Genomic DNA, 24,010 nt, shown 5'->3' with positions numbered 1-24,010 from the left:
TTATGTATTTTTATTTAGGAGTTGTTGTCATGCCGAAACTTACATTTATCCCGGTGAACAGGAGTGTGCAGGTGCGTATTGGGGAAACGATTCTGCGCGCCGCATCAAGGGCCCGGGTGGCTATTTCCCAGCGTTGCGGCGGCAAAGGTGCATGCATGATGTGCAAAGTGCAGGTAGCGGAAGGAAGCAAGGTTTCTTCGCCGAAAGAGCTGGAGAGGCGAATGATCGGTGCACAGAATCTAGCCCGAGGGATTCGCCTTGCCTGTCAGACGAGAGTGCAGGGTGAAACGCGGGTTCACCTTCCTGAAAGCCGGCTTGCGGCCGTTGTCCGGGCCCAGCTTGAGAAACAACGCCAGGAGTTAGATGAAGAATGAAAAAACGGAATTTTTCCCCATTTTTACAGGTGACAGGTTTGCTGTTCCTGTGTATGCTGGTGCTCGTGGGCTGCGTATATCCTAGGAGCAGGATGCTGCAAAATGCCGCTCCACCTGTCCAACAGATTAAAATGGTGCAGGATGCGGTGGATCAATACCAGAAAGATACAGGTGTGTTGCCTATCGTTACCAAACCGGCCGTGACGCCCGAATTTGAACGTTATCCGATAGACTTTTCCAGAATTGTGCCAAGATACATTCCATACATCCCCGGCGCCGCCTTTGAAGAGGGGGGGAATTACATGTTTGTGCTACTGAATTTGGAAACGAAGCCAGAAGTACGCCTTATCGATTTGACCGTTTCACAAGGTGTACAAAGCATACAACAAAAAGTTAGTCGTTATTTTTTGACCAAGAGGGAATTCCCGTTCGGACAAAAAGTAGCGGACGGCTACTATTTTATCGACTTCGGCAAGCTACATATGAATGAAGAAACGATTTTAAGCCATTTTAGCGGACAGCCGCTTCCGTATATCATCGATGAACGGGGGCGGGTCGGCGTCGATTATTCGATGGATTTGGCAATGGCACTAAAAAGCGCGCCAGATAAGCCGAAACCAGACGAGGACATCCGTTATATACTGCCTGACGTTTCACCGCTCGCACCAGTGAAATCGTTTCCGTATCGCTTAGTAAACGGAGAGCCGAAACTAGTGCGAATAAAATGATAAGAAATATGCACGTTGTTTCTTACCGCTTTATTTTTGGAATATCTTTCGTCTCCTCGCATATTTTTGTACAAAACAGGACAGGGCGGGGCACAGGCGAAAAGCGGGGGCCCCGGAGCGGCTCCCGCTTTTTTCACCTTGGTCGGGCCGTCAGACGGTCTATTTTTCCCGTCGCCCTCATAAGATGAGTAGTGGTCTTATAGTACAAGAAGTAGAAGGGAAAGAAATGCGAGGAGGTATCTAAGTGGAACGTGTAGATATTTTTAAAGACATTGCCGAGCGTACGGGGGGAGATATTTATATTGGTGTCGTCGGCCCTGTTCGCACTGGTAAATCGACATTCATCAAACGTTTTATGGAAGCGATCGTCATTCCGAACATCCCATTCGAAGCGGAGCGGGTTCGTGCTGTTGACGAGTTGCCGCAGAGCGCCGCAGGCAGGACCATCATGACAACCGAACCGAAGTTCGTACCGAACAACGCGGTCGCTATTCATGTCGCCGACGGCCTGGATATTAACGTGCGCCTTGTGGATTGCGTTGGCTATACGGTGGCAGGCGCACGCGGTTACGAAGATGAAAACGGTCCTCGTATGGTAACGACGCCGTGGTATGATGAACCGGTACCGTTTGAAGAAGCGGCAGAATTAGGTACGCGCAAAGTTATTCAGGAACATTCTACGATTGGCGTCGTCATTACCACGGACGGAACGATCGCTGAAATTCCGCGCGCCGAGTACAAAGAAGCAGAAGAGCGTGTCGTAAACGAACTTAAAGAAGTCGGTAAGCCATTTGTTATTATTATAAACTCTACTCATCCGGGACGCCCGGAAACGCTTGCGTTGCGGGCAGAATTGGAAGAGAAATACGATGTGCCTGTACTGGTGATGAGCGTCGATTCCATGGATGAGCGCGAAGGAATCGCTGTCCTGCGTGAAGTGTTATTCGAATTCCCGGTTCACGAAGTAAACGTAAATTTGCCTTCCTGGGTAATGGTGCTACATGAAGACCACTGGTTGCGCGAGAATTTTGAGGAAGCGGTGCGCGAAACGGTTAAGGATATCCGCCGTTTACGCGATGTTGACCGGGTTGTCGGATATTTTGGTGAATATGAATTTATTGAGCGTGCCGCTTTGGCGGATATGAATATGGGGCAAGGGATTGCTGAGATTGATTTGTATGCCAACGATGAATTGTACGATCAAATTTTGATGGAAATTGTTGGGGTGGAAATCCGGGGCAAAGATCATTTGCTTCAATTGATGCAGGAGTTTAGCCTTGCGAAGAAAGAGTATGACAAAATTTCGGGTGCGTTGAATATGGTGCGCCAGACGGGATACGGCATCGCACCGCCTTCGCTTGAAGAAATGAAGCTTGACGAGCCTGAAATTATCCGCCATGGTTCCCGTTTCGGTGTGCGTTTGAAAGCGACCGCTCCCTCCATTCATATGATTCGCGTTGATGTGGAATCAGAGTTTGCACCGATTATAGGCACTGAGAAACAGAGTGAGGAGTTAGTCCGGTACCTTATGCAGGATTTCGAAGAAAATCCGCTCAGCATTTGGAACTCCGACATTTTCGGACGTTCTCTTAATTCGATCGTCAATGAAGGCATTTCTGCCAAGCTATCAATGATGCCGGACAATGCACGATACAAGCTGCAGGAAACGCTGGAGCGCATTATTAACGAAGGTTCAGGCGGATTGATTGCTATCATTTTATAAGCTTTATCTTCGCGGCTATGTTATTCAGCTGCACCCCATCAGCCAAAAAATGTTTAAAAGCAACGACTGACTGTGCGTAAAAAATAGGGAAAAGGGCAAGAACACCGGCTTCTCCTGACAGGCAGAAGCCTTTTTCCTTTTTGTAGCCTGATTCGTTACCATATGGTCCCGGGGCCATAGATTGGGGAAAATCCCTTGAATTACAGTGCTTTCTATATTAATATTAGCTTGTCTACATCTAAAAACATTTGGATTGTGTATATTTATTCAGTATTTGGTTAACAACGTATAACAAGATGCTCCCGTTGGGAGGAGGTGAAAGACATGAACAAAACAGAATTAATTGCGAAAGTGTCCGAAATGGCAGAACTTACGAAGAAAGATGCAACAAAAGCGGTAGACGCCGTGTTTGATGCGATCACGGAAGCGCTGAAAAACGGGGAGAAAGTACAACTGATCGGATTTGGAAACTTTGAAGTGCGCGAGCGTGCAGCACGCAAGGGTCGCAATCCGCAGACTGGCGAAGAAATTGAGATCGCTGCTAGCAAGGTGCCTGCTTTCAAGCCGGGCAAAGCATTGAAGGAAGATATTCAATAGCGGCGTACATATCGCCATTGGGTCGAATTTATTTTATTCATGGCAAAACGAAGGGAGAGCTGTACGTGGGTACAGCTCTTTTCCTATTTTTCGATAGGTTGCCTCTAGTTTGCCCACAGATAGCGGAGCGAGCTGTGTTTAAAATATTCATCTTTGACGCACGTTAAGATAGAGGTGAATGTGTCATGAACAAAATAAAAACGATGTACTGGCTATGGCTGCTTCCGTTAGCTTTGGTTATTGCGCTGGTATATATCGGCTTCTGGCTATATAGATAATCATTGACAGCGCTTCCTTTTTGCGCGATAGTTAAATCCGTAGCCATCTACACGCAAAAGTAAAGAGGGGGAGCGTTTATGAACGGAACAGGTAATGATTTTATCGTAATTAAAGCTTTAGAGAACGGCGTAAACGTTATTGGATTGACGCGTGGAGAATCGACGAGATTTCACCACTCCGAAAAATTGGATAAAGGCGAAATTATGATCGCTCAGTTCACCGAGCATACGTCAGCCATTAAAGTGCGTGGAAAAGCGATTATCCAGACGAGCAACGGCACAATTGACACATTGGTGGACGAATAAAAGAAAAAACAAGCAGGTACCTGCTTGTTTTTTCTTAAGGATGCGAACGCTGCATCACGCTTTGAAAGCGCAATGTATCATGATAAAGGGGGACGTAAGAAACATGCTTACAATTATAAGACAAGAATTATATAATAGCATAGTGTAGTGCGATAGAAATATGATATACTTTATAAGTATGTTTTCAGCGAGCGTGGAACGTTTTGTTGGGGGATGAACGGATGAACCTTTTGCGACATGACTTTCAAGAAGAAATAAAAGAAATTTTGCGGCAGATTAAAGAAAATGCTGAGCAACGCATTCTCTACCAATACATTGATAATCCGCCCATTTCGCAGCTCCGCGTATGCCTGCTGTATCTTTTTTTACGGCAGTGCGGCGTGCGGGCGTCTGCCATTCGTAGGTATGTTGTTACGGCGATGCTGATTCAACTCGGGCTGGACAGTCACGAACAGGTAAGCCTTGAGAAGGAAGATACGCCGTTGGGGGTACGGACGCGTCAGCTAACCGTGCTTGCCGGAGCTTATTTCAGCAGCCGCTATTATTATTTGCTTGCAGAAATGGAGGATGTACGTGCGATTGGTCAACTGGCGCGGAGTATTCAGGAGATCAACGAGTGGAAAATCAATCTGTACTGGGAAAATGGCTGGACAGCTGAGCAGTATTTACGGCGGAAAGTGGACATTGAATCATCACTGCTTAAATCTTTTGGAAAAGCATACGGCGGGGAGAAAGCAGACGTATGGGTGAACATTTTTTCACAGATGATTTTAGTAGAGCAATTGCTCGGGGAGTATAAAGCCTGTCGTTGGGAAGAAGGGGCAGGGACGTATTTTCGGCTGTTGAGCAAGGAAGAGGGAACACACAATGCGTACCAATCTATGCTGCAGTATATTCACAAAGCGTTGCACCAATGCCGCAAACTCAGCGCACTTTTGGATGATGAGGAAGGACGCGTCGAGCTGAAGCATCTTATCGATCGGTGCGTCGAAGAATTGGACAACCAGAAAGTAAGGGCAGAGGAGATGTAACCATGCGCGAAAAATTGCAGGGGGAAGAGAAAGCGGAGTATGTTCGCTCAGTGTTCGAATCGATCGCCAAAGAATACGACCGGATGAACTCTGTGATCAGCTTCGGGCGCCACGTTGCTTGGCGCGAGTACACGAATAAGCGGATGGGTGTGCGCCCGGGGCAGAGCGCCATTGATTTATGCTGCGGTACATGCGATTGGACCATTAGTCTCGCGGAAGCAGTCGGCCCAACAGGAACAGTGGTCGGCCTTGACTTTAGTCAGAATATGCTTGATGTCGGAGCGGAAAAAATTCGTGCCAAAGGTCTAAAACAAATTACGTTGGTTAACGGCGACGCAATGTGTATTCCGTATCCGGATCATTCATTCGATTATGCGACGATCGGATTCGCGTTGCGTAACGTTCCTGATTACAAGCAGGTTCTCCGCGAAATGATGCGGGTGGTCAAGCCTGGGGGACAGGTAGTTTCGCTTGAAGTGAGCAAGCCGCCGTTCATTCCTTATCGTAAGCTGTTCTTTTTTTATTTTTATAATATCTTGCCGCTCATTGCTCGGTTTGTAGTGGGCAAGTATGAAGAATACAGCTGGCTGCCGCAGTCGCTGACTAACTTTCCTGACAGCAAAGAGCTTGCAGACACATTCCGGGAGATCGGGCTGGAAAACGTACAGACCAAACTGTTCGTTGGCGGGGTTTCCGCGCTGCATATCGGATACAAAAAGCAGGTGGATAAGCCATGAGAAAACTGAAGATTATTCTGGAAATGATTAAGTTTGAACATACGGTTTTCGCGCTTCCGTTTGCGTTTATGGGTGCGATCCTTGGCAGCTTTATCGTAAACGGTACGTGGCCGACGTGGTGGCAGATTTTCTGGATTATTGTGGCGATGGTGGGCGCGCGCAGCGCGGCGATGGCGCTGAACCGTTTGATCGACCGTCATATTGATGCCGAAAATCCAAGAACAGCGATGCGGGCGATCCCAGCAGGACTGATAAAAGAAAAAGAAGTTGTGCTTTTTATCCTCGGTTCATTTATTTTGCTGTTTATTGCCGCGTTTCAGCTGAATATGCTCGCAGTGAAACTGTTGCCGATCGCCGTCTTTTTTCTGGTGTTTTATTCGTACACAAAGCGCTTTACATGGGCATGTCATCTCGTGCTTGGCATCGCCATCGGCCTTGCGCCGCTTGGCGGATGGGTAGCGACGACAGGACAGGTAGACTGGATGGGCATGCTGCTGTTTGTATCTGTCGCGCTTTGGACGGCCGGATTTGATGTGATTTATGCTTGCCAGGACGCCGATTTTGATAGAAAGCGCGGCTTGTATTCCATTCCGAGTTATTTTGGCATCTCTAAAGCGTTGAAACTTGCACGCCTGTTTCATCTGATTACGATGGCCGGATTTGTCGTGCTTTATTTTATTACCAGTTTGCACATATGGTTTGCGGTCGGCATTATCATTGCGGCGCTTATTCTTATTTATGAACACCGCCTAGTGTCGCCGAATGATCTGTCCAAGCTAAATACAGCTTTCTTCACGATGAATGGAATTTTGAGCGTGGTCGTATTTTCTTTCACGCTGCTGGACTTGGTGATGAGATGAGAAAAATTGTTGTTGTCGGAATTACCGGCGCGAGCGGCGCGGTGTACGGAGTGCGACTTGTACAGCAGCTGCTTGACGCTGATTGTAAAGTACACTTGATTGTAACGGAAGCTGGCTGGCAAGTGTTCCGGGAAGAATTGGACTGGGATACGAGCGATCGGGAGGCGGTGATTCGGAAGTATTTTTCACACGGGCAAGGAGAGCTTTATTACCATACGTTGCGCGATTTCACGGCGCCTGTAGCGAGCGGTTCGTATCTTAGTGACGCCATGGTGATTATTCCTTGTTCAATGGGAACGTTGTCTGGTATCGCGCACGGTGCATCTGGCAATTTGCTAGAGCGCACCGCGGATGTGATGCTTAAAGAGGGGAGAAAGCTGGTAGTAGTGCCGCGCGAAACGCCGCTTAACGTTATTCAATTGGAGAATATGACGAAGTTGGCGCGGGCTGGAGCGCGCATTGTACCTGCCATGCCCGGGTATTATCACAAGCCGAAAACAATGGATGATCTGATCGACTTCGTGGTGGGAAAAGTATTGGACACTCTAGATGTGCCGCACCAATTATTCCGCCGTTGGGGAGAGTGAGACTATGTCTTCAATAAAAATTGGCAAAATCACATTCAGTAATATTATGCCTATTTATCACTTTTTTCGTATGGATCAATTTGATGAGCATCAAGTAGAATTTATTTCCCAGGTGCCAACGCAGCTGAATCGCGGCATGGCTGAGGGCACGATTGATATGGGACCGATTTCGTCGTTTGAATACGGGCGGAACTATAAGGAGTATGAGGTATTGCCCGGTTTGTCTATCAGTTCGCTCGGCAAGGTACGTTCTATTTTTCTGTTTTCGCGTAAACCGATTGAAGAGTTGAAAGAAGCGAAAATTGCGCTAACGGACAAATCCGCTACATCTATCAATTTGCTTCGCATTATTATGGAGAAATTTTATCAAGCATCGCCAGCGTATGAGACGATGCCAGCCAATTTCGAGAAGATGATGGCGACGGCAGATGCTGCATTGTTAATCGGGGATGATGCGCTGCTTGCTTCTTGGAACAATCACGGCTATTATATGTATGATCTTGGAGAGTTATGGTACCAGCATACAGGGCTTTGGATGGTGTTTGCTGTTTGGGCGGTGCGCCGCGAGGTTACGCGCGGCAAGCCTGAACTTTTGCGCAGTATTCATAACGAGTTTTTACATAGCAAAAAGAAAGGTCTCGCAGAATTGGATGCTGTGGTAGCGCAGGCCAAAAAAGAGTTCGGTGCCACGGCGGAGTTCTGGAAAGTATATTATACGGGGCTGTCGTATGACTTTACCTTGGAACACAAGAAAGGGTTGGAATATTATTATGCGTGCGCGGCGGACCTCGGACTTTTGAAAGAACCCGCTAAAGTAGAGGTTTGGAACACCGATTCCAATAAGTCGGCTGTGTAGGATAAGGAAGAGAAGAACCAGTTGGGTGGAGCGTAATGAAACTAACGGATATTTTTTGGCCTTTTCGGTCGGACATGGATTATATTGAACGCGAGCTGGATCGGGCGATTGATACGAAAGAGCCTGTGCTCCAGAAAACTTCTAGCCATTTGCTCAAAGCGGGAGGGAAACGTATCCGCCCTGTCTTTGTGCTGCTAGGGGGGAAATTTGGCAACTATGATATTGAGCGACTGAAACATGTAGCCGTGTCGCTCGAATTGATTCATATGGCGTCGCTCGTACATGATGATGTGATTGACGATGCCGAACTTCGACGCGGTAAAATGACGGTTAAGTCCAAATGGGACAACCGAATTGCGATGTACACAGGCGATTATATTTTCGCTCGCGCGCTTATGATTGCGACCGAGTTGTCCAATCCGCAAATTCATAAAATTTTGTCGCGTGCTATCGTTGATTTGTGTACCGGGGAAATTGAACAAATCCGCGATTTGCATAACTGGAATCAAAGTTTGCGCAACTATTTGCGTCGGATTAAGAGGAAAACAGCGTTGCTTATTGCTATAAGTTGTCAGCTAGGCGCGCTGGCGGCGGATGCGACGCCCGATGTGGTACACCGTCTTTATGTTTATGGCTATAACGTAGGAATGGCTTTTCAAATTACCGATGATATTCTCGATTTCATCGGTGATGAAAAGAAACTTGGCAAGCCGGCGGGCAGCGATTTACGGCAAGGCAATATCACATTGCCGGCTCTATATATGTACCATGTCAGTCCTGACGCTCGGTGCTTCCGTGAATTAGTAAAAGAAAACAGGGTAGATGAGATGATTCGGGTTATTCGGGAGAGCGAAGGAATTCAGGTAGCGCGCAGATTGGCGGAACGTTATCTGACACGGGCGGCTCAGGCATTGACTCCTTTACCAGATAATAAAAGCAAAGATGCGCTTTTAAAGATCGCGCGTTTTATCGGAGAGCGGCAATTTTAGCATACGCATCGGGAAGCCTATTGCCTCGAAAACTCGCTTTTTTATAGAAAAGAACTTCCCACTTCTACGAGTGGGGGGGAGAGGTTCATGCATAAGTTGAAAAGAGACCTTGAATTTGTTAAAATTCACGATGTGTATTTACACACTGTACATAACAAAAAATGATTTTGAAACATGGAGGGTACAATACATGGCGAAACAACGTACTTTCATTATGGCAAAGCCTGATGCCGTGCAGCGCAACCTGATTGGCGAGATTATGCAACGGTTTGAACGCAAAGGATTTCATTTGATTGGCGCAAAATTAATGAACGTACCGCGTGAGTTGGCGGAAGAGCATTACGCCGAACACAAAGAAAAGCCGTTCTTTGGCGAACTGGTTGACTTTATCACTTCCGGCGCCGTATTCGCGATGGTGTGGGAAGGTGAAAACGTCATCGCAACCGCACGCAACATGATGGGCAAGACAAACCCTGCTGAAGCCGCTCCTGGCACGATTCGTGGCGATTTCGGCATCAGCATGGGCATGAACATCATTCACGGTTCCGATGCACCGGAAACGGCAGAACGTGAAATCAAGCTTTGGTTCAAAGAAGACGAACTGCACGTATACGAAAAAACAATTAACAAATGGATTTAAGTTTGAAGAGAAGGGAGGCTTCTAGTAAGGAGCCTCTTTTTTCTGCTTCTCCGGTGCAGCCAGTCATCCATGTGAAAGATAAAAGCTCAAACGTGTTGCATCTCGAAAATCCGACAATGAAATGAAAAATAAGCAGGAAAAGATGAATAGGACGCGAATACTATTTCTATTGAAGACAATGTTGCAAGTAAGAGAAGGGGATAGGATAGGTGGAAGACAAAGATTTTTTGCAGTTTATTGACAAAGTAAAGCACAAGACGGGGATTGATTTGGCGTTGTATAAAGAAGCACAAATGAAACGCCGTTTGACTTCGCTTCGTGTAAAGCGGGGATATCATACATTTGATAGCTTTTTTGAAGCGATGACCAAAAATCAGGAATTGTTTAATGAATTTTTGGATCGCATGACGATAAACGTATCCGAATTTTTTCGTAATCCGAGCCGCTGGCAGGTGCTTGAAACGAAAATTATTCCGCGACTGTTAAAAGAAAAAGGACGACTAAAATGCTGGAGTGCAGCCTGCTCCACCGGGGAAGAGCCTTACTCGCTCGCCATGCTGCTGTCGCGTTTTATGCCGCTTTCGGAAATTGATATCACGGCGACCGATATTGATGAAGGCGCCATTGCGAAAGCAAAGCGCGGTGTATACGTGGAACGTTCGCTACAGAATATGCCGAAAGATTTGGCTGCAAAATACTTTAGAAAAGAAGAGGCGATGTATGCCATCTCCGACGATATTAAGCGCCGCATCAAGTTTAAGCGCCATAACTTGTTGGCTGACCCATTTGATAAAAATCATGACTTGATTGTTTGCCGCAATGTGATGATTTATTTTACTGAGGAAGCGAAGCATGATTTGTATCATAAGTTTGCCGCATCGCTTCGCACCGGCGGGGTGTTGTTTGTCGGGAGCACGGAGCAGATTTTTCAGCCCCAGCATTATGGCTTTGAGCCGGAAGACACATTTTTTTACCGTAAAATGTAGAGCAAAGAAGAAGATGAGGGCCGCGTCCTGGACTATCACCCAGGTGCGGCGCTTTTTCTGAATTTTGTCTAGGATTTTCCGGGCAGCTATACTATAATAGCACTTAAAAATGAAAAAGGGTGGAGGAAGAACATGCGGTATCTTACAGCAGGAGAATCACATGGACCACAACTTACAGCAATCATCGAAGGAATACCCAGCAATTTGCCCCTTTCTATCGAAAAAATTAATGAGCAACTGTTGCGACGTATGAAAGGATATGGCAGAGGCAGACGCATGCAAATCGAAAAAGATCAGGTGAAAATTGTCGGTGGGGTGCGCCACGGCAAAACGACCGGCGCACCGATTTGCCTTGTCGTAGAGAATAAAGACTGGACTCACTGGCAACAGATTATGAGCCCCACACCGGTGGAAGAAGGGGATGATAAGCGCCGCGTATCCCGTCCCCGTCCTGGCCATGCCGATTTAAACGGGGCGTTGAAATATAACCAGCGCGACATGCGCAACATTCTGGAACGTTCAAGCGCTCGCGAAACTGCGATTCGTGTAGCGGTAGGCGCAGTGGCACGACAATTATTAGAACAATTTGACATTAAAGTTGCCGGACATGTACTTCGCATCGGCGAAGTGGAAGCGGAGCGTGTCGATGTGAGTTTGGAAGAAATGATGCGGATTACGGAAGAGTCTCCTGTACGTTGCCTGGATAGCGAAGCGGCGCAAAAAATGATGGAGCGAATTGATAAGGCAAAAGCCGATGGCGATTCGCTTGGAGGTATCGTGGAAGTCATCGCGGAGGGCTTGCCGGTTGGATTGGGCAGCCATGTACAATGGGATCGCAAGCTGGACGGTCGCCTCGCGCAGGCGGTGATGAGCATTCAGGCGTTTAAAGGTGTGGAGATCGGTATCGGGTTTGAAGCAGCGACGCGGCCCGGTTCTCAGGTGCATGATGAAATCATTCTTGACGAGCAAGGGAACTACTCCCGTAAAACGAATCGTGCCGGCGGGCTGGAAGGCGGTATGACAACAGGGATGCCGGTCGTTGTGCGCGGTGTAATGAAGCCGATTCCGACGTTGTATAAGCCGCTGAACAGCGTTGACATTGACACCAAAGAGACATTTGCTGCAAGCATTGAACGTTCGGATAGTTGCGCCGTGCCAGCGGCCAGCGTCGTGGCAGAAGCGGTTGTGTGCTGGACGCTTGCTGATGCGCTCGTTGAGAAATTTGGTGGCGATTCGCTTGAAGAGATGAAGAAAAACTACGAGAGTTATCGAAAGCATGTAGAGAGGTTTTAGACAATGAAGAGATTACAGGTGGAGCTGGGGGAGCGTTCGTATCCGATTTGGATTGGGCCTGGGGCGCTTGGAAGGCTGCCCGGCTTGCTTGAAGAAGCCGGGATCGATACCGGACGCAAACTGTTTATTGTAACGGACGAGCATGTGGCATCGTTATATCTTGAAAAGACAACAACCATTTTACGTGATGCTGGATATGCTGTATCTCATTTTGTAGTTGTGGCAGGAGAGAAAGCGAAAAGCCTTGCGGTGTACGAACAAATCATTACCGCAGCGCTTAAAGCGGGCCTTGACCGGAAATCGGCGTTTCTTGCGCTCGGAGGCGGCGTGGTTGGTGATCTGGCAGGTTTTGTGGCTGCTACCTATATGCGCGGCGTCGCGTTCGTGCAAATCCCGACGACGCTTCTGGCTCATGATAGCAGTGTTGGGGGCAAAGTGGCAGTGAACCATCCGCTCGGCAAAAATATTATCGGCGCATTTCACCAGCCGAAGCTTGTCGCGTATGACACGGAACTGCTCAAAACGCTTCCGCCGCGCGAAGTGGCAGCGGGATTTGCCGAAGTTATTAAGCATGGAATGATTTGGGACGAAACGTTCGTGACATGGCTGGAAGAAAACGCGGAAGGTTTGCAGCGCTTTGACCATACGCTATTGCAAGAAGCGCTTTTGCGCGCCTGTAGCGTAAAAGTGGCGGTCGTCTCGCAAGATGAGCGCGAGCAGGGACTGCGCGCCATTTTAAATCTTGGCCATACGTTTGGTCACGCGTTTGAAGCGTTGTGCGGCTATGAGAAGCTAAATCATGGCGAAGCGGTTGCGATCGGCATGGTTGCTGCCGCCATGCTTTCGGAGAAAATGGGGATCGCGCACGATGTAAGCAAACGAACGCGGCGCGTTCTTATGAAGTATCGCTTGCCTGTTTCCCTTATGCTCCCGCTTAAAGCGGATGATGTTATCGCAGCGATGCGGCGCGACAAAAAAGGGGAAGGCGGCAAACTTGTGTTTGTACTACCGACTGCAATCGGAAAAGTGGAAATTAAAAAAGATGTAGCAGAAGAGCAGGTGCGTGAAGTATTGCGTGCTTTGCAGGAAGGAGGGGAGTCGTAGTGACGGTTCGGGGAATTCGCGGGGCCATTACCGTTGCTGCCAATGAAGAGACGGCCATTCTGGAAGCGACCGAGCGGCTTATGCGCAACATGATTGAAGCAAACGGGATAAACACGGAGGATATAGCGAGCGTCATAATTACGGTAACGCGCGATTTGGACGCGGCGTTTCCGGCGCGTGGTGTGCGGGCGATTCCGGGATTTGATTTAGTACCGCTCATGTGTTCTAACGAAATTCCGGTGCCGGGCAGCCTGGAGAAATGCATTCGTATTATGATGCTTGTCAACACAGAGAAATCGCTTCGCGAAATCCGGCATATATTCCTGGAAGGGGCAGTTGTGCTACGTCCAGATTTGAGTTCACGGCTTACATAACGTCGTTCTGCCAGAAGAATGGTTGACAGCGCATGAAAAAGCCGATATGCTGAAAATATCTGTAAGACAGAGGAAACAAGCAGAGTGTAAGGATGAAGAAGAGCTTAGATTGAGTCTTAGAAGAGCGGAGCCTAGGAAGAAAATCTGTCTGTATTTGAACGGAACAGACGAACCCGGGGCTGTGCGGCCCCGGGTTTTTGTCCTTTCTTTTCTTCTTTGGCCCTCTTCCAAATATGAGGAGAGGTGAAAACATGATATTTACCCCATCTTTATCCGAAGTGTTGCAACTTAGCCGCAGCTTTACGTTTATTCCTGTCTCCTATTCCTTTTTGGCTGACCAGGCTACCCCAATTCATTTGTATCAGACGCTAAAACAAAAAGATTCGTTTTTATTGGAAAGTGTAGAAAATGAAAGTCGTTGGGCACGTTACTCATTTATCGGCCTGCGTCCTTTTTTAAAACTTCGTGCCGGACATGAGGGGGCCGAATTTATATACCGTGATGCCAAGCGCATCAGGGTAGAAGGGAATCCTTTAGAAGCATTTCGGCGTCAACTTAGCCGTTTTCGCAGTCCAAATCTACCGAACATGCCGCCATTTACAGGCGGTGCGGTCGGTTTGCTTGGTTACGATACGCTCCGTTTTGTAGAAATGTTGCCTAAAGCCTCGCATGACGAATTGCAGCTGGATACGTTGCATTTACTGTTTGTCGACGAGGTGATTGCATACGATCATCTTAAACAGGAAGTCAAGGTAATCGTGAATATGCGGGTGAAAGAGGGGATGTCAGAGGCGGACGTACGAGCCGCGTACGAAGCTGCATGTGGGCGTATTCGCGAACTGGTAAGCCGGATCGCGAAGTCGGAGACCCGGGCATTTGCGCGTGTGGATAACATTCCGTCTGAAGGCATACCGCTTGCCGCAGTCAGCAACATGACAAAGCAGGAGTTTATGTGCCGGGTGGAGCGGGCAAAAGAATACATCGCGGCAGGCGATATTTTTCAGGTAGTGTTATCTCAGCGTTTTGCTGTACCGCACAAGGCGGATCCGCTGCTGGTGTACCGCATTCTCCGGCTGACGAACCCGTCGCCTTATATGTACTATTTTGAAATAGACGGTGCGACGATCGTCGGCACGTCGCCGGAGCTTTTGGTGAAAGTAACAGATGGCAAAGTGGAAATGCGTCCGATTGCGGGCACGCGGCGCCGGGGGATGGATGAAGCGGAAGACGCGGCGCTTGTCGCCGATATGCTTGCCGATGAGAAAGAGCGCGCGGAACATCTTATGCTACTGGATTTGGGGCGTAACGATGTCGGACGTGTTTCCCGTTACGGCAGCGTCGAAGTGACCGAGCAAATGGTGGTCGAGTACTATTCACGAGTCATGCATCTTGTATCTCACGTCCAGGGAACGCTTGCCGAAGATAAAGAACCGTTTGATGCTCTCCTATCTTGTTTTCCAGCAGGTACGCTCTCAGGTGCCCCAAAAATCAGGGCAATGGAAATTATTGCGGAGTTGGAGGGCGAAGCGCGCGGCTTTTATGGCGGCGCGGTAGGGTATTTTGGTTTTGGCGGTAATCTTGATTCTTGCATTGTTATTCGTACCATCCTGTTTAAAGATGGTATGGCGTATGTGCAGGCCGGTGCCGGCATCGTCGCTGATTCCATACCTGAGAATGAATACGAAGAGACACGGAACAAGGTGCGGGCGATGCTGCATGCGCTGAGCTTAGCGGAGAAAATGACGAGCGTAGAGGAGATGAGTGCACATGTTTAAACAGTTGCTTGGCCAGGTGGCCCAAGGGAAGTCATTAACGCGGGAAGAAGCGCGGGAGGCGATGCGTCTGATTATGGACGGGGAGGCGCACCCGACGCAAATTGCCAGTTTTTTAACCGCTTTACGCATGAAAGGTGAAACGGTGGATGAAATTATTGGCTTTGTAGAAACGATGCGCAAGAAAGCGGTCAGTCTGGAGACAAAAGGCGAAGAGCTTCTTGATACGTGCGGAACGGGCGGGGATGGTGGTATCTCGTTCAACATCTCGACAGCGGCGGCCATTGTAGCCGCGGCGGGTGGTGCCCGCGTTGCCAAGCATGGCAATCGAGCTGTATCCAGTAAAAGCGGCAGCGCGGATGTTCTTGAAGCGTTGGGCGTCACGATTACAAGTTCATCAAAAGAAGCGATTCGTTGCTTGGAAGAGACAAATCTTTGCTTTTTGTTCGCACCGCAGTACCATCAGGCGATGAAACACGCGGTTGAACCCAGGCGCCAGCTAGGTTTTCGCACCGTGTTCAATCTGCTGGGACCGCTGACGAATCCGGCGTGCGCCGAACGTCAATTGCTTGGCATTTACGATAGAAACCTGGGGGTAAAGGTGGCGGAAGTGCTGGTGGAACTGGGTGTCAAGCGCGCGCTTGTGGTGGCGGGCGCGGACGGTTTAGATGAAATTAGCATAAGTGGATTTACTTATGTGGTGGAAGTTGATTGCGGGATGATTTCTCCATATACGATTCACCCGGAAATGTTTGGTCTGTCCGTTCATCCTCTGGAAAATGTAGCAGGGGGGGACGCTGTCGAAAACGCGCGGATTATTCGTCGCGTTTTTGATGGGGAGAAGGGAGCATATCGCGATATTGTCGTGTTGAACACGGCTGCTGCATTTTATGTCGGTGGTCAGGTCGCCTCTATCGGAGAAGGTGTTCGGCTTGCGCAGGAGATGATCGATATTGGGGAAGCGAAGCGGAAGCTTGAACAGCTTGTAGAAGTGACGGGAGGTGTTAGCCATGCTTCATAAGATTGTGGCTACAAAAAAGCAAGAAGTGGAGCGGTTGCGCGCGGAAGTTTCCTTGGCGGAAATGGAACGGCTGATAGCAGACTTGCCGCCGTGTTTATCGCTGAAGCGTCGTTTCTTAGAACGGAGACGTCCCGTCGGCGTCATTGCTGAAGTGAAGAAAGCGTCCCCTTCCAAAGGGCTTATCCGCGATCCGTTCGATCCGCTCGCCATCGCACGTGCGTATGAAGCGGCGGATGTGGAAGGGATGTCGGTGCTTACGGACGCGCCGTATTTTCAAGGACACTTATCGTATTTACGTAATATTAAAGAAGGGCTAACGAAGTCAATTCCGCTTTTGCGCAAAGATTTTCTTATTGACCCGCTTCAATTGTACGAGGCGCGGGCGCACGGTGCTGATGTCGTGTTGCTTATCGCTGCGATCCTCGATAAAAAAAGCTTGTGTTGGATGGCGGAGGAAGCCCGGGCGCTGGGACTCGAGATTTTGGTCGAGGTGCATACGGCAGAAGAGCTTGATACGGTGCTTGATGCGGTCGAACCAGATTTACTTGGCATTAACAATCGGGATTTGAAAACATTCACCACGTCGCTTGCGACGACGCTGAACCTTCTCGGACAATTGCCGCAGTCAACTGTGACGATTAGCGAAAGCGGCATTCATTCGCCGGATCATATCATGACCCTTATGGAAGCTGGGATTGATGGAGTGCTGGTCGGGGAGCATTTCATGCGGCAAGCGAACGTAGAGCAGGCCGTTTGCTCTCTTGTTGGACACGCGGCTTATGCTAGCAAGGGGGCCAGCCGATGAGGCCTTTATTGAAAATTTGTGGCATTACAGAAGAAGCGACGCTTGCGCTGATTGCGGAACGGAATCTTCACGTTGATCAGCTCGGCTTCGTGTTCGCCGAAAGCCGTCGCAAAGTCACGCCCGCTGAATGGGAGAGACTGGCGCATACCGTGCCGTTTGGTGCGCGTTCGGTGGGCGTATTTGTTAATCCTTCACTGCAAGAAATTGCGGAAGTATTCCGCGCCGCTCCGCTTGATATCATCCAGCTGCATGGCGATGAAACGCCGGAATTTTGCCGGGAAGTGCGGAGGCGGTTCAAGTGTGCCGTTACGAAAACGTTCAGCATTTCAGATGGGAAAGAGGAGCGCAGGGGGCAGGATGGAACGCGGCATGTAATCGAGTATGCAGGAACCGTTGATTATGTCTTGCTGGATACAGCGTGCGGCGCGCGCCGCGGAGGGACGGGGAGAACGTTTGCTTGGGAGCGGATTGAAGAGTATCATACTTGGGCCAAAGCGCATAATCTACCGCTTTTGGTTGCAGGTGGGCTTAATGCGGGGAATATCGCAGCGCTGCTCCGGCGGTATCGGCCGGACGGCGTTGATATTTCCAGCGGCGCAGAGACACAAGGGCGAAAAGACATCGAAAAAATACAGACGATTATCGAAAGGATGGATGAGTATGAGCAGAGTGCAGTTGAGTAAGAAAAGCAAAGGGCGGTTTGGCGCGTTCGGCGGCCGGTACGTTCCGGAGACGCTGGTAAATGCGCTTGACGAACTGGAAGCGGCGTACGAAGAGGCGCTGTATGATAAGACATTTCAGGAAGAACTTGCGGAATTGTTGCAGCGGTATTGCGGGCGGCCAACGCCGCTTTATTTTGCCGAACGTTTGACCGAGAAGTTGGGTGGCGCGCGCATATACCTGAAGCGTGAAGATTTAAACCATACCGGCGCCCATAAAATCAATAATGCGCTGGCTCAGGGGCTTCTTGCTAAAAGAATGGGCAAACGGGAAATTATCGCCGAGACGGGAGCCGGACAGCACGGCGTGGCGACGGCTACGGTCGCAGCGCGTCTCGGGCTTTCATGCAAAGTGTTTATGGGTGAGAAAGACATGGAGCGGCAGAAGCTGAATGTGTTCCGTATGGAATTGCTCGGGGCGGAAGTGGTACCGGTCACATCGGGTACGCGAACGCTAAAAGACGCTACGAGTGAAGCCATCCGTTTCTGGGTTGGCAATGTAGATACAACCTTTTATATCATTGGAACTGTAACCGGCCCCCATCCGTACCCGCAGATGGTGCGCGATTTCCAGCGCGTTATCGGCGACGAGACAAAGATGCAAATGCTTGAACAGGAGCGCCGCTTGCCGGATTATATTGTCGCTTGTGTAGGCGGTGGCAGCAACGCGATGGGCATTTTTTATCCGTTTCTTGAAGATAATGATGTATCACTGATTGGTGTGGAAGCGGCTGGCCAGGGGCTGGAGACGAAGAAGCACGCAGCGACGCTGACGAAAGGAAGCCGGGGTGTGCTTCATGGTACGATGACCTATTTGTTGCAGGATGAGTTCGGACAAATTATCGAACCCCATTCCATCTCCGCCGGGCTAGACTATCCAGGCGTGGGGCCAGAACACGCCTATTTGCGCGAAACCGGGCGGGCTGAGTACCGCGCGATTACCGACGAGGAAGCGCTGGCCGCGCTCAGATTGTTGTGCCGCGAAGAAGGCATCATTCCCGCTCTAGAAAGCGCACATGCGATTGCGGAAGCGGTAAAGCTAGCGCCGACGCTGGCAAAAGACCAAGTGATTGTCGTTTGCTTGTCCGGTCGGGGGGATAAAGATGTGACACAAATTTATGAACGGGAAGGGAGAAAGTGCTGATGATGAATGTAAAAACGGGAGCTGAACGGATTATCGCCGCATTTTCTGCTGGGAAGCAGGCGTTTATACCTTTTATTACGGCAGGCTATCCTACGCCGAATATAACAGTGGAACTGGCGCTTGCATTGCAGGAGGCGGGTGCGGCCCTTTTGGAGCTTGGCGTGCCATATTCCGACCCGCTTGCGGACGGACCGACGATCCAGCGGGCGTCCGCACAGGCTTTATCCTATGGGGTTACCATTCGACGTGCGCTCGAACTTGCAGCGGATATGCGCGCGCGCGGATTGCGCATCCCTGTTGTGTTGTTTACATATATTAACCCGGTGCTTCAGTATGGAGAAGAAAGAGTATTTAAAGAGATGGAAGCGGCCGGGGTGGATGGCTTGCTCATTCCGGATCTGCCACCGGAAGAAGCTGAAAATATTGAACGGCTGGCTGAAGAATTCAATCGCCCGCTTATCTTCATGGTAGCTCCTACTTCGGAGCAGCGAGTCGCGATGATTGCGACCCGTGCCAAGGGATTTTTGTACTGTGTATCTTCGCTTGGTGTTACAGGGGTTCGCTCCGCGCTCGATCCGGGCTTGACTCGTTTCCTTGCTCGGGTGCGGCAATACGCATCTGTACCTGTAGCGGTCGGATTCGGCATTTCTACAGCCGAGCAGGCCAGTTTGGTCGCGTCGTACAGCGACGGATTTATTGTTGGAAGCGCCTTGCTTGAAAAAATCAAGGAGGCGGAGCCACTGCTTTTAAATCCGGAAACAAAAGAAGAAGGTTTTTGTATAATAAAAAGATTTGTAAAACAATTGCAATCTAGGGTATGATGGATGACAAATAAAATAAATTGGGCAAGAGGTGAGAGTATGATTCCAAAAACCCGGATTGTAAACTTGCCTGTGTATGAACCAGGCAAACCGATCGAGGATGTAAAGCGGGAACTAGGTTTAACTGAAGTGATCAAGCTTGCATCCAATGAAAACCCCTTCGGTTGCTCGCCAAGAGTAAAAGAGACAATCGTGTCACAGCTTGACAACTTGCCGATTTATCCGGACGGCGCCTGCCTTGAATTACGTTCTGCGCTTGCTTCTTTTTTGAATGTAAAAGAAGAAGAGCTTATTTTTGGCAATGGTTCGGACGAAATAGTGATGTTACTTGCCCGCGCGTATTTAGAGCCAGGTACGAATACCATAATGGCAGCCCCGACGTTTGTCGTGTACAAAACGAACGCAACGATCGAAGGTGCAGAAGTGATTGAAGTTCCGTGCGTTGAAGGCAAGCATGATTTGAACGGTATGCTGGCGAAAGTGAATGAGAATACGCGCGTCGTATGGGTGTGCAATCCGAATAATCCGACCGGAACGATCGTGACGGAAGAAGAGCTTATCCGCTTCCTGGATCAAGTGCCGGAGCATGTGCTTGTTGTGCTGGACGAAGCGTATGTAGAGTATGTAAAAGATGACGCGTTCCCGCGTTCGCTGGAGCTTTTGAGAAAATACAAAAATCTAATTATTCTGCGCACATTTTCAAAAATTTATGGTCTTGCGGCGCTGCGCGTCGGCTATGGCATAGCGGCAGAGGAAATTATTGATAAACTAAACCGCGTGCGTGAACCGTTTAACGTAAACCATCTCGGTCAAAAAGCGGCCCTCGCCGCACTGGCGGATCAGGAATTCGTCGCACGTTGCAAAGCGGCCAATATGGAAGGATTGGAGCAAGTGTACGCAGGACTGGACGAGATAGGCGTTCCGTATTACCGTTCGGAAACAAACTTCGTATATGCGATAGTGGAGCGGGATACAAAAGAGGTTTTTCAAGAGATGTTGAAACAGGGTGTAATTATTCGCGCGTTCCCGCAGGCGATTCGTGTGACGATCGGAAGCAAAGAGCAAAATGAGAAAATGCTGGCTGCATTGAAAGCGGTGTTGGCCCCCGCGAAACAATAATGCCCTGCATGAAGCAGATGCAAAGTGGAGGAGAAAGCAGACGTATGACAGAAATTGCAATTCTAGGGGTAGGGCTCATCGGGGGGTCGTTGGCCCTTTCCCTGAAAAAAAACGAAAATGTACATGTTACTGGATTTGATGTAGTGGAAGAGAATTTGCGCATGGCCGAGTCCCTCGGCGTTATTGACAGAGGAACGACACATTTGGCCGAAGCGGTGGTGCAGGCCGATTATATTTTTTTATGCGCTCCTGTGGGCAAACTGCAGGAGTTGATTTCTTTCCTGCGCTATACACCTCTGAAAAAAGGCGCGGTCATTTCAGATACTGGCAGCACAAAAGTGTCCATCATGGAGCTATCGCACGGGTTTGCACAACGGGGCGTATATTTTATCGGCGGACATCCGATGGCCGGTTCTCATAAGTCAGGTGTGGAAGCTTCCCATGATCGTTTATTTGAGAATGCGTATTACGTTCTAACGCCGGCTGAGGATACGCCTAAGACGATCGTGAATGAGCTGACCCGGCTGCTGGCTCCGACGCGCGCGAAAGTGGTGCTGATGGATGCAAAAAAGCATGATGAGGTAGTCGGTGCGATCAGTCACTTTCCGCATATTATCGCGTCCACGCTGGTTAACCAGATCGCTTCGTACAACGATGAAGAAGATTGGTACCGCAGCCTGGCGGCGGGCGGATTCCGCGATATTACCCGCATCGCTTCCAGTAACCCACGGATGTGGCGCGACATTTTGCTGAACAACCGGCAGGTCATGAAAAAGCTAGCTGAAGATTGGAAAAAGACGCTCGAGCGGATTTCTGACTTAATTGAAAAAGCGGACGGGGAAGGGATTGAGAAGTTTTTTGCTGATGCCCGCCGGTTTCGTGATGGATTGCCAGAAAAGAAAAAGGGAGCTCTTTCCCCCTATTTTGATTTATATGTCGATGTACCGGATGAACCGGGGGTCATTGGCCGAATAACGACTTTGTTTGGAAAGCAAAATATTAGCATTACAAACATCCGGATTTTAGAGACACGGGAAGACATTCTTGGGGTATTGCGGATTTCGTTTCGCAGTCAGGAAGATATGGAAAAAGCGAGGGCCGCACTGCAAGCTGAAGGGTATGGCGTATATGAGCGTGAGTAGGAAGGTGGATGACATGAAAAAAATACAAGGCGTAAACAGCGTCCGGGGCGAGGTTACAGTTCCCGGCGATAAATCGATTTCGCACCGGGCTGTGATGTTTAGCGCGCTGGCAGAAGGAACGACAACCATCGAAGGATTTCTTCCGGGTGCCGATTGTTTAAGCACGATTTCTTGCTTTCGCAAAATGGGCATTGATATTGAACAGGAAGGCGAGCATGTGCGTATCACGGGGAAAGGTTGGTACGGTCTGACGGAGCCGGCAGAGGTTCTGGATGTCGGAAACTCCGGTACGACGATCCGCCTGATGCTGGGCATTCTGGCAACTCAACCGTTCCATAGCGTGCTTGTAGGCGATGAATCCATTGCCCGTCGTCCAATGGGACGGGTCACGATTCCGTTGCGCCAGATGGGTGCTGATATCGCAGGAAGACAGAACGGGGGCTTCACGCCATTATCCATTCGCGGCGGAAACTTAAAAGGAATTGAGTATCGTTCCCCGGTGAGTAGCGCCCAGGTGAAATCGGCGGTGCTGCTGGCAGGATTGCAGGCAGAAGGAGAGACTGTGCTGTATGAACCGGGATTGTCGCGCGACCATACGGAACGGATGCTTCGTTCATTCGGTATAGAAGTACAATCATTTGAAGGCGGTGTGCGTGTCCGCGGCGGGCAGCGCCTTGTGTCGCCCGGTCGTATTCAAGTTCCTGGAGATATTTCTTCGGCAGCGTTCTTGCTGGTAGCGGCTGCGATTTTGCCGGGCAGTCATCTTATGATTCGTAATGTTGGTATGAATCCAACCCGGACCGGTATTATTGATGTATTGAAAGAGATGGGCGCCGATTTGATTCTGTACAACGTGCGGGAGACGAACGGTGAACCGGTAGCCGATATTGAAATTAAGCATGCGCCGCTTAGAGGCATAGAAATCGGCGGAGCTATCATTCCGCGCCTGATTGATGAGATCCCTGTCATTTCGGTGTTGGCGACGCAGGCAGAAGGTGTTACGGTTATCCGTGATGCAGCCGAATTAAAAGTAAAAGAAACGAACAGGATTGATACGGTGGTAGCGGAACTCGGCAAGCTTGGTGCGGATATTGAACCGACGGAAGACGGCATGATCATCCGAGGCAAAACACGACTTACGGGTGCTACGTGCGATAGCCATGGCGATCACCGGATCGGCATGGCGGCAGCGGTTGCTGCGCTGGCGGCTTCAGGAGAGACAACCATTCAAAATACTGAGTCCATCAATGTATCGTTCCCGGGATTTTTTACAAAGTTAGAACAAACGATTGAATGAATCATTTAAAAAATTAAATAAATCTGAATAAGTTATTGACTTTTTACCGTTTTTTTCTATAATGGAGATTATAGTATGGTTTCTCTCCACTCCTATCCATATATGGGAACTTCCCATACCGCTTCGTCTATCATGGCGAAGCGGATTTTTTTTGTCGAATCAAAACACGGTTGTTGCTATTTGAAAAGAAAAAAAATCCGGCTGCCAGTTCTTCAGGCTTATTTCCGGATTTTCGTCCCAGAGATGTCATTCATTCGCCCTGAGGAAGTCTGAGTGACTATCTATGTTATGCAAACAGACTTCCATTTTTGGTTGCAGCGTTTTTTAAAAGCATTCGGATGACCGGTACGTCCGCTTTTAGCAATGAATTTTACTGCGCGCAGACATTCTTTGCTTCATTACAACATTAATCAGACGGTCTACCTCTTTGCTTGCTGCCAGCACCTTTTCATCCCGCAAATTCTTATTCGCTTGAATGTAAAGAGAGTGCATCGAGCGCCGCTTTTCCATAATGAGATGAATTAATCTCTTTTCTTCCATCTATAACCACGCCTCCTTGATAAGTCGCATGATTTGATATCTTTATCCAGTCACATGTCTCATTGTATTACTTCGTCCGGTGCCAGAAAAGCCCTAATCAATCGACAAATTATAACAGAATATTTTTCTAGCATTTTTTTTTCGACGCCTCATATGCATGTAGAAAT

At 49.1% G+C, this 24,010-nt stretch carries 26 protein-coding genes; 25 read left to right on the top strand and 1 reads right to left on the bottom strand.

Annotation, left to right across the window (positions count from 1 at the left end; translation table 11 throughout):
• Nucleotides 1–29 precede the first annotated feature (29 nt).
• The 25 genes from ACH33_RS12435 to aroA all read left to right on the top strand — a co-directional run bounded on the left by ACH33_RS12435 (nt 30) and on the right by aroA (nt 23,303).
• Nucleotides 30–374 carry a 2Fe-2S iron-sulfur cluster-binding protein gene (locus ACH33_RS12435; protein WP_057899312.1) on the top strand — a complete coding sequence of 115 codons (345 nt, stop codon included), beginning with the start codon at nt 30–32 and terminating at the stop codon, nt 372–374.
• Entirely contained in the window at nt 371–1,102 is a 732-nt protein-coding gene (locus ACH33_RS12430) for a YphF family lipoprotein (protein ID WP_057899311.1), read from the top strand. Before ACH33_RS12435 ends, ACH33_RS12430 begins: the two co-directional genes overlap by 4 nt.
• A 244-nt stretch (nt 1,103–1,346) precedes the next feature.
• Nucleotides 1,347–2,825, top strand: coding sequence for a stage IV sporulation protein A (gene spoIVA, locus ACH33_RS12425; protein WP_057899310.1), 1,479 nt, complete (start codon nt 1,347–1,349; stop codon nt 2,823–2,825).
• A 324-nt stretch (nt 2,826–3,149) separates the two neighbouring features.
• A complete protein-coding gene (locus ACH33_RS12415; protein WP_057899308.1) occupies nt 3,150–3,422 on the top strand; it encodes an HU family DNA-binding protein in 273 nt (90 codons plus the stop codon).
• Between the two features lie 356 nt (nt 3,423–3,778).
• Entirely contained in the window at nt 3,779–4,006 is a 228-nt protein-coding gene (gene mtrB, locus ACH33_RS12410) for a trp RNA-binding attenuation protein MtrB (protein ID WP_057899307.1), read from the top strand.
• 221 nt (nt 4,007–4,227) lie between these two features.
• On the top strand, nt 4,228–5,037 hold the full coding sequence (locus tag ACH33_RS12405; RefSeq protein WP_057899306.1) for a heptaprenyl diphosphate synthase component 1: 810 nt from the start codon (nt 4,228–4,230) through the stop codon (nt 5,035–5,037).
• 2 nt (nt 5,038–5,039) lie between these two features.
• Nucleotides 5,040–5,774, top strand: a complete 735-nt coding sequence (locus ACH33_RS12400; protein WP_057899305.1) for a demethylmenaquinone methyltransferase — start codon at nt 5,040–5,042, stop codon at nt 5,772–5,774.
• The gene (locus ACH33_RS12395) at nt 5,771–6,634 is read left to right on the top strand and encodes a UbiA-like polyprenyltransferase (protein WP_057899304.1); all 864 of its coding nucleotides are present in this window, start codon (nt 5,771–5,773) and stop codon (nt 6,632–6,634) included. The genes ACH33_RS12400 and ACH33_RS12395 overlap by 4 nt, the downstream gene beginning before the upstream one ends.
• Nucleotides 6,631–7,221, top strand: coding sequence for a UbiX family flavin prenyltransferase (locus ACH33_RS12390; protein ID WP_057899303.1), 591 nt, complete (start codon nt 6,631–6,633; stop codon nt 7,219–7,221). Before ACH33_RS12395 ends, ACH33_RS12390 begins: the two co-directional genes overlap by 4 nt.
• Before the next feature lie 4 nt (nt 7,222–7,225).
• On the top strand, nt 7,226–8,077 hold the full coding sequence (locus ACH33_RS12385) for a menaquinone biosynthetic enzyme MqnA/MqnD family protein (protein WP_057899302.1): 852 nt from the start codon (nt 7,226–7,228) through the stop codon (nt 8,075–8,077).
• Between the two features lie 35 nt (nt 8,078–8,112).
• Nucleotides 8,113–9,066 (top strand): heptaprenyl diphosphate synthase component II, encoded by a 954-nt coding sequence (gene hepT, locus ACH33_RS12380; RefSeq protein WP_057899301.1) that lies wholly within the window; start codon nt 8,113–8,115, stop codon nt 9,064–9,066.
• Between the two features lie 190 nt (nt 9,067–9,256).
• Nucleotides 9,257–9,706 (top strand): nucleoside-diphosphate kinase, encoded by a 450-nt coding sequence (gene ndk / locus ACH33_RS12375; protein WP_057899300.1) that lies wholly within the window; start codon nt 9,257–9,259, stop codon nt 9,704–9,706.
• 209 nt (nt 9,707–9,915) lie between these two features.
• Nucleotides 9,916–10,692 (top strand): CheR family methyltransferase, encoded by a 777-nt coding sequence (locus ACH33_RS12370; RefSeq protein ID WP_057899299.1) that lies wholly within the window; start codon nt 9,916–9,918, stop codon nt 10,690–10,692.
• Between the two features lie 132 nt (nt 10,693–10,824).
• On the top strand, nt 10,825–11,985 hold the full coding sequence (aroC, locus tag ACH33_RS12365) for a chorismate synthase (RefSeq protein WP_057899298.1): 1,161 nt from the start codon (nt 10,825–10,827) through the stop codon (nt 11,983–11,985).
• 3 nt (nt 11,986–11,988) lie between these two features.
• Complete coding sequence (aroB, locus tag ACH33_RS12360; RefSeq protein WP_057899297.1) at nt 11,989–13,089, top strand: 3-dehydroquinate synthase; 1,101 nt, start codon at nt 11,989–11,991, stop codon at nt 13,087–13,089.
• The gene (aroH, locus tag ACH33_RS12355) at nt 13,089–13,463 is read left to right on the top strand and encodes a chorismate mutase (RefSeq protein ID WP_057899296.1); all 375 of its coding nucleotides are present in this window, start codon (nt 13,089–13,091) and stop codon (nt 13,461–13,463) included. Before aroB ends, aroH begins: the two co-directional genes overlap by 1 nt.
• A 254-nt stretch (nt 13,464–13,717) precedes the next feature.
• Nucleotides 13,718–15,238 (top strand): anthranilate synthase component I, encoded by a 1,521-nt coding sequence (gene trpE, locus ACH33_RS12345; RefSeq protein WP_057900368.1) that lies wholly within the window; start codon nt 13,718–13,720, stop codon nt 15,236–15,238.
• Entirely contained in the window at nt 15,231–16,256 is a 1,026-nt protein-coding gene (trpD, locus tag ACH33_RS12340; protein WP_057899294.1) for an anthranilate phosphoribosyltransferase, read from the top strand. Before trpE ends, trpD begins: the two co-directional genes overlap by 8 nt.
• A complete protein-coding gene (trpC, locus tag ACH33_RS12335) occupies nt 16,246–17,061 on the top strand; it encodes an indole-3-glycerol phosphate synthase TrpC (RefSeq protein ID WP_057899293.1) in 816 nt (271 codons plus the stop codon). The genes trpD and trpC overlap by 11 nt, the downstream gene beginning before the upstream one ends.
• The gene (locus tag ACH33_RS12330) at nt 17,058–17,744 is read left to right on the top strand and encodes a phosphoribosylanthranilate isomerase (RefSeq protein WP_057899292.1); all 687 of its coding nucleotides are present in this window, start codon (nt 17,058–17,060) and stop codon (nt 17,742–17,744) included. The genes trpC and ACH33_RS12330 overlap by 4 nt, the downstream gene beginning before the upstream one ends.
• Nucleotides 17,722–18,924: a tryptophan synthase subunit beta gene (gene trpB / locus ACH33_RS12325; RefSeq protein WP_057899291.1), complete on the top strand. Its 1,203-nt coding sequence runs from the start codon at nt 17,722–17,724 to the stop codon at nt 18,922–18,924. Before ACH33_RS12330 ends, trpB begins: the two co-directional genes overlap by 23 nt.
• A complete protein-coding gene (trpA, locus tag ACH33_RS12320; protein ID WP_236781880.1) occupies nt 18,924–19,745 on the top strand; it encodes a tryptophan synthase subunit alpha in 822 nt (273 codons plus the stop codon). The genes trpB and trpA overlap by 1 nt, the downstream gene beginning before the upstream one ends.
• A 39-nt stretch (nt 19,746–19,784) precedes the next feature.
• Entirely contained in the window at nt 19,785–20,864 is a 1,080-nt protein-coding gene (gene hisC / locus ACH33_RS12315) for a histidinol-phosphate transaminase (protein ID WP_057899290.1), read from the top strand.
• A 44-nt stretch (nt 20,865–20,908) separates the two neighbouring features.
• A complete protein-coding gene (locus tag ACH33_RS12310; RefSeq protein WP_082706046.1) occupies nt 20,909–22,006 on the top strand; it encodes a prephenate dehydrogenase in 1,098 nt (365 codons plus the stop codon).
• A 13-nt stretch (nt 22,007–22,019) separates the two neighbouring features.
• Nucleotides 22,020–23,303 carry a 3-phosphoshikimate 1-carboxyvinyltransferase gene (gene aroA / locus ACH33_RS12305; protein WP_057899289.1) on the top strand — a complete coding sequence of 428 codons (1,284 nt, stop codon included), beginning with the start codon at nt 22,020–22,022 and terminating at the stop codon, nt 23,301–23,303.
• Nucleotides 23,304–23,660: 357 nt separating this feature from the next.
• Here the strand turns inward: aroA and ACH33_RS12295 are convergent, their stop codons facing one another.
• Nucleotides 23,661–23,843 (bottom strand): aspartyl-phosphate phosphatase Spo0E family protein, encoded by a 183-nt coding sequence (locus ACH33_RS12295; RefSeq protein WP_057899287.1) that lies wholly within the window; start codon nt 23,841–23,843, stop codon nt 23,661–23,663.
• Between the last annotated feature and the right edge of the window lie 167 nt (nt 23,844–24,010).

Origin of the sequence: Aneurinibacillus sp. XH2 (genome assembly GCF_001439585.2) — a bacterium.
GTDB classification, from domain to species: domain Bacteria; phylum Bacillota; class Bacilli; order Aneurinibacillales; family Aneurinibacillaceae; genus Aneurinibacillus; species Aneurinibacillus thermoaerophilus.
The sequence above is the reverse complement of the archived record's forward strand: the minus strand, read 5'-3'. Positions and strand labels throughout refer to the sequence as shown.

Bases quoted from the DNA above. Each gene is read 5' to 3' on its own strand.
- ACH33_RS12405 (WP_057899306.1), top strand. From the start codon at position 4,228: ATGAACCTTTTGCGACATGACTTTCAAGAAGAAATAAAAGAAATTTTG.
- ACH33_RS12435 (WP_057899312.1), top strand. From the start codon at position 30: ATGCCGAAACTTACATTTATCCCGGTGAACAGGAGTGTGCAGGTGCGT.
- trpC (WP_057899293.1), top strand. From the start codon at position 16,246: ATGCTTCATAAGATTGTGGCTACAAAAAAGCAAGAAGTGGAGCGGTTG.
- ACH33_RS12390 (WP_057899303.1), top strand. From the start codon at position 6,631: ATGAGAAAAATTGTTGTTGTCGGAATTACCGGCGCGAGCGGCGCGGTG.
- ACH33_RS12395 (WP_057899304.1), top strand. From the start codon at position 5,771: ATGAGAAAACTGAAGATTATTCTGGAAATGATTAAGTTTGAACATACG.
- ACH33_RS12400 (WP_057899305.1), top strand. From the start codon at position 5,040: ATGCGCGAAAAATTGCAGGGGGAAGAGAAAGCGGAGTATGTTCGCTCA.
- ACH33_RS12295 (WP_057899287.1), bottom strand. From the start codon at position 23,843: ATGGAAGAAAAGAGATTAATTCATCTCATTATGGAAAAGCGGCGCTCG.
- trpD (WP_057899294.1), top strand. From the start codon at position 15,231: ATGTTTAAACAGTTGCTTGGCCAGGTGGCCCAAGGGAAGTCATTAACG.
- ACH33_RS12310 (WP_082706046.1), top strand. From the start codon at position 20,909: ATGACAGAAATTGCAATTCTAGGGGTAGGGCTCATCGGGGGGTCGTTG.
- trpA (WP_236781880.1), top strand. From the start codon at position 18,924: ATGATGAATGTAAAAACGGGAGCTGAACGGATTATCGCCGCATTTTCT.
- ACH33_RS12385 (WP_057899302.1), top strand. From the start codon at position 7,226: ATGTCTTCAATAAAAATTGGCAAAATCACATTCAGTAATATTATGCCT.
- mtrB (WP_057899307.1), top strand. From the start codon at position 3,779: ATGAACGGAACAGGTAATGATTTTATCGTAATTAAAGCTTTAGAGAAC.
- ndk (WP_057899300.1), top strand. From the start codon at position 9,257: ATGGCGAAACAACGTACTTTCATTATGGCAAAGCCTGATGCCGTGCAG.
- ACH33_RS12330 (WP_057899292.1), top strand. From the start codon at position 17,058: ATGAGGCCTTTATTGAAAATTTGTGGCATTACAGAAGAAGCGACGCTT.
- aroA (WP_057899289.1), top strand. From the start codon at position 22,020: ATGAAAAAAATACAAGGCGTAAACAGCGTCCGGGGCGAGGTTACAGTT.
- hisC (WP_057899290.1), top strand. From the start codon at position 19,785: ATGATTCCAAAAACCCGGATTGTAAACTTGCCTGTGTATGAACCAGGC.
- aroB (WP_057899297.1), top strand. From the start codon at position 11,989: ATGAAGAGATTACAGGTGGAGCTGGGGGAGCGTTCGTATCCGATTTGG.
- aroC (WP_057899298.1), top strand. From the start codon at position 10,825: ATGCGGTATCTTACAGCAGGAGAATCACATGGACCACAACTTACAGCA.
- hepT (WP_057899301.1), top strand. From the start codon at position 8,113: ATGAAACTAACGGATATTTTTTGGCCTTTTCGGTCGGACATGGATTAT.
- ACH33_RS12430 (WP_057899311.1), top strand. From the start codon at position 371: ATGAAAAAACGGAATTTTTCCCCATTTTTACAGGTGACAGGTTTGCTG.
- ACH33_RS12415 (WP_057899308.1), top strand. From the start codon at position 3,150: ATGAACAAAACAGAATTAATTGCGAAAGTGTCCGAAATGGCAGAACTT.
- trpB (WP_057899291.1), top strand. From the start codon at position 17,722: ATGAGCAGAGTGCAGTTGAGTAAGAAAAGCAAAGGGCGGTTTGGCGCG.